Source organism: uncultured Thiohalocapsa sp. (genome assembly GCF_913062725.1).
Classification (GTDB): domain Bacteria; phylum Pseudomonadota; class Gammaproteobacteria; order Chromatiales; family Chromatiaceae; genus Thiohalocapsa.
Map to the genome: position 1 here is coordinate 1 of NZ_CAJXWY010000123.1, position 3,204 is coordinate 3,204.

At 69.2% G+C, this 3,204-nt stretch carries 4 protein-coding genes and 1 pseudogene; all 5 read left to right on the forward strand.

Features of this window, described 5'->3' with window-relative positions; genetic code table 11:
- Positions 1 to 1,167, forward strand: a 1,167-nt coding sequence (locus QZ588_RS17905) for an ABC transporter ATP-binding protein (RefSeq protein ID WP_295544465.1), incomplete at its 5' end; no start/stop codon positions are given.
- Complete coding sequence (locus QZ588_RS17910; RefSeq protein WP_295544467.1) at positions 1,164 to 1,514, forward strand: hypothetical protein; 351 nt, start codon at positions 1,164 to 1,166, stop codon at positions 1,512 to 1,514. The genes QZ588_RS17905 and QZ588_RS17910, both read left to right, overlap by 4 nt.
- A complete protein-coding gene (locus tag QZ588_RS17915; protein ID WP_295544469.1) occupies positions 1,511 to 2,605 on the forward strand; it encodes a glycosyltransferase in 1,095 nt (364 codons plus the stop codon). The genes QZ588_RS17910 and QZ588_RS17915 overlap by 4 nt, the downstream gene beginning before the upstream one ends.
- Complete coding sequence (locus QZ588_RS17920; protein WP_295544471.1) at positions 2,595 to 2,927, forward strand: class I SAM-dependent methyltransferase; 333 nt, start codon at positions 2,595 to 2,597, stop codon at positions 2,925 to 2,927. The genes QZ588_RS17915 and QZ588_RS17920 overlap by 11 nt, the downstream gene beginning before the upstream one ends.
- Positions 2,928 to 2,942: 15 nt before the next feature.
- Positions 2,943 to 3,204 (forward strand): annotated as a pseudogene (locus QZ588_RS17925) (hypothetical protein); the annotation flags it as partial.

Below are 3,204 nucleotides of genomic sequence, written 5' to 3' on the forward strand. Positions count from 1 at the left end.
CTGTCCGGCATCGATCTCACCGTCGGGCACGGCGAGGTGCTCGGCATCGTCGGGCGCAACGGTGCCGGCAAGAGCACGCTGCTCAAGCTCATCGCCGGCATGCTGCCGCCGAGCGAGGGCAGCATCGACATCCATGGTCGCGTCGGCGCCATCCTGGAACTCGGTGCCGCCTTCCACCCGCAGATGAGCGGGCGGGAGAACGTCTATCTCAAGGCCGCCATCGCCGGGCTGACGCGGGCCGAGATCGACGCGCTGGTGCCCGAGATCGCCGCCTTCGCTGACATCGGCCCGTTCATCGAGCGCCCGGTCAAGACCTACTCCAGCGGCATGTCCGCGCGCCTGGCTTTCGCGGTGGCCACCGCCGTCGATCCGGACGTCCTGATCATTGACGAGGCCCTGTCGGTGGGCGACGGCGCCTTCGCGCGCAAGTCGTTCGACCGCATCATGGCGTTTCGCGATGCGGGCAAGACCATCCTGTTCTGCTCCCACTCGCTCTACCACGTCGAGGCCATTTGCAACCGGGCTGTCTGGATCGATCAGGGTCGCATCCGGCGTGAGGGGTCACCCGCCGCGGTTCTCGCGGACTACCGCGCCGAGCTGGAGCGCGCCGATACCGCCTCTGCGCAAGAACCCACGGGCGTTACGGTCGACACCCGGCAGACGCCCGCGCGAATCCTGTCCGTTGTCCTCAGCGCCGACGGCGATGAGGGCCGATCATTGCGGCTGCGTGCCGGTCGCTCGAACCTCTCGGTTCGGGTTCGGTTCCGCATCGACCCGACACTGCCGCCGCCGAGCGTCGGCGTGGCCTTCCTCACAGCCGACCAGCGTCCATTCGCCGGCGCCACGTCGGCACGGGACGGCGTCCTCATGGAATCGGATAGCCAAGGCGAAGGCGAGGCAGAGGTCATGTTTCCGGCGCTGCCTTTGCTCAAGGGGCATTACGGGATCGCGGTGTACCTCCTCTGCGAACGGGGGCTGCACGTCTACGAACAAGCGACCATCCTGGATGCGTTGCAGGTCGAAGACAGCGCAGCGGAGCGCGGCATCGGTCTCGTCAGCCTACCGCGGCAGTGGCGACTATGCGCCGGCGCGGGATCGCCCGGAGAGACACCGACAGCGTATGCTGAACCCGATGCAGTGGCGTCGAGCCCAACGAGCGCTCGATGAGCCTTGGGATTCGCGCAAGGCTGCAAGGATGGCAGCAACGCCGGGAGAGCAAACGTCGGCTCGCCGAGGCCGCGGAACGCATCGGTGGCAGCGCGCTCTCCGGCGTGATTGATCAACCGGATCGACTCTTCGATGCGGCCTTCAGGCTCAACGCTTGGCAGGGCCGCGAATCGCGTTCGGGTCGCGGCGCGGACCTGGACAACACCGAGGCGCTGCGCTCCGCGCTGCCGCCCATGATCCACGAGCGTTATCTCGGCGAGAACGAGCGCTGGCGGGATAAGCATCTGGGTCTTTGGTCTACCGCTTCCCTGCCCTGGAGGGACCACCAAGGCAGGTGTTGCCCATGAAGTTGATGATGGTCACACGCGAGCGCGCCTGCGACGAGCGCTTCGGCATGCGCACCAGCCTGATGCCGCTGGTGCAGGCGCTGCGCGAGCTCGGTCATCAGGTCGAGCTGCTGAGCTGGGCGAGCCTGGAGGCGGACGCCTCGCAGTTGCTGTACCGGGCGCGGGAAGCGATCGGGGCACGGCTCAACGTCCCCGAGATCGACTCCCAACCGGGCTTGCGTGCGCTGCTGATGGACATCGCCGCGGTCGGTTGGGCCGCGGTCGAGATCGCGCTCGAGCGCGGCATTGACCGTCTCCACGCCCGTGATGTCGTCCTCTGTGCCGGGATCGACGAGCACCTCATGCGGCTGCCGTCCCGCCTGCGGGCGGCACTGCATGACTGGGAACGGGCGCTGCTGGGGAAGGCGCGGTGGGTCGTGACGCCAACACGGAGCGGCCGATGCCAGCTCGCGCAGGACCTGGCGCTGGACCCGGTCCCGGCCCATTGGCGGGTGCTGTCCCACCCGCGCCCGGCGCTGCGTGCGTACGGGCGCGCAACCGCGCGGGCCCGTCTGGGCTGGAGCGAGCAGAGCTTCCAGGTCATCGGCGTGGGCATGTACCTGCCCGTCAAGCGCTTCGATCAGTTGATCGACGCCTGCGCCGCCTGCGCGCCGGACCTGCACCTGACCCTGATCGGTGACGGCGATGCCCGGCCGCTGCGGGAACGCGCCGAGCGCTCGGGCCTGCGCCACAGGCTGACCCTGACCGCCAGCGACGACATCGGGCTGTACCTGTCCGCGGCGGACCTGTACGTCAGCACCTCGGCCAGCGAGTCCTTCGGTATGGCCAATCTGGAGGCGCTCATGGCCGGCGTGCCCTGCATCTGCAGCCCCGTGGGCGCGGTGCCGGAGGTGGTCGGCGATGCGGCGCTGCTGGTGGAGCCGGACCCGGCCACGCTGGCACGCGCGGTCACGCGCTTGCGCACCGATGGTGCGCTGCGCGAGCGACTGCGACGGAATGCCGCGGCGCGCACCGCGGCCTGGCCGGACGCCGTGCAGACGGCGGAGCTGTTCTTGCGGATCATCGACGCGGTAGGAGCGGATGCACGCTGAGGCGCTCGACGAGATGCGGCGGTTGATCGAGACCTACCTCGACCCCGACCGTCCCCTCAAGGTGCTGGACATCGGCAGCCTCGACGTGGGCGGCGCCTGCGGCGACGGCTCCTTCCGGCCACTGTCCGCGCGCGCGGGCTGGCACTACACCGGGCTGGACATGCTCGCCGGTCCGAACGTCGACCGGGTTGTGCACCATGGTTGGCGTTGGCCCCTGCGTTCGCGCCGCTTCGATCTGGTGATCTCAGGTCAGGCCCTCGAACACGCGCCGCCCTTCTGGGAGACCTGGCGCGAGATGGTGCGGATGGTCCGGCCCGGCTGACTGCTGTTCCTGATCGTGCCGGCCAAAGGCCTGGAGCATCGCTACCCGGTGGACTGCTGGCGCTTCTACCCCGATTCCATGGGGGCGCTTGCCGAGCTCGAAGGGTTGGAGCTGCTGCAGGCGGCCACCCGCTGGGCGAATGTGTGGGGGGACACCATCGGCGTGTTCAGGCGTCCGCACCGGCCACCGCGCCGGTCTTGGGCGTTTCTGCGTGAGCACCTGCGGGATGCCGTCGGCACCGTGCTCGGATACTGGCTCGGGCACGATCGCCGCGCAT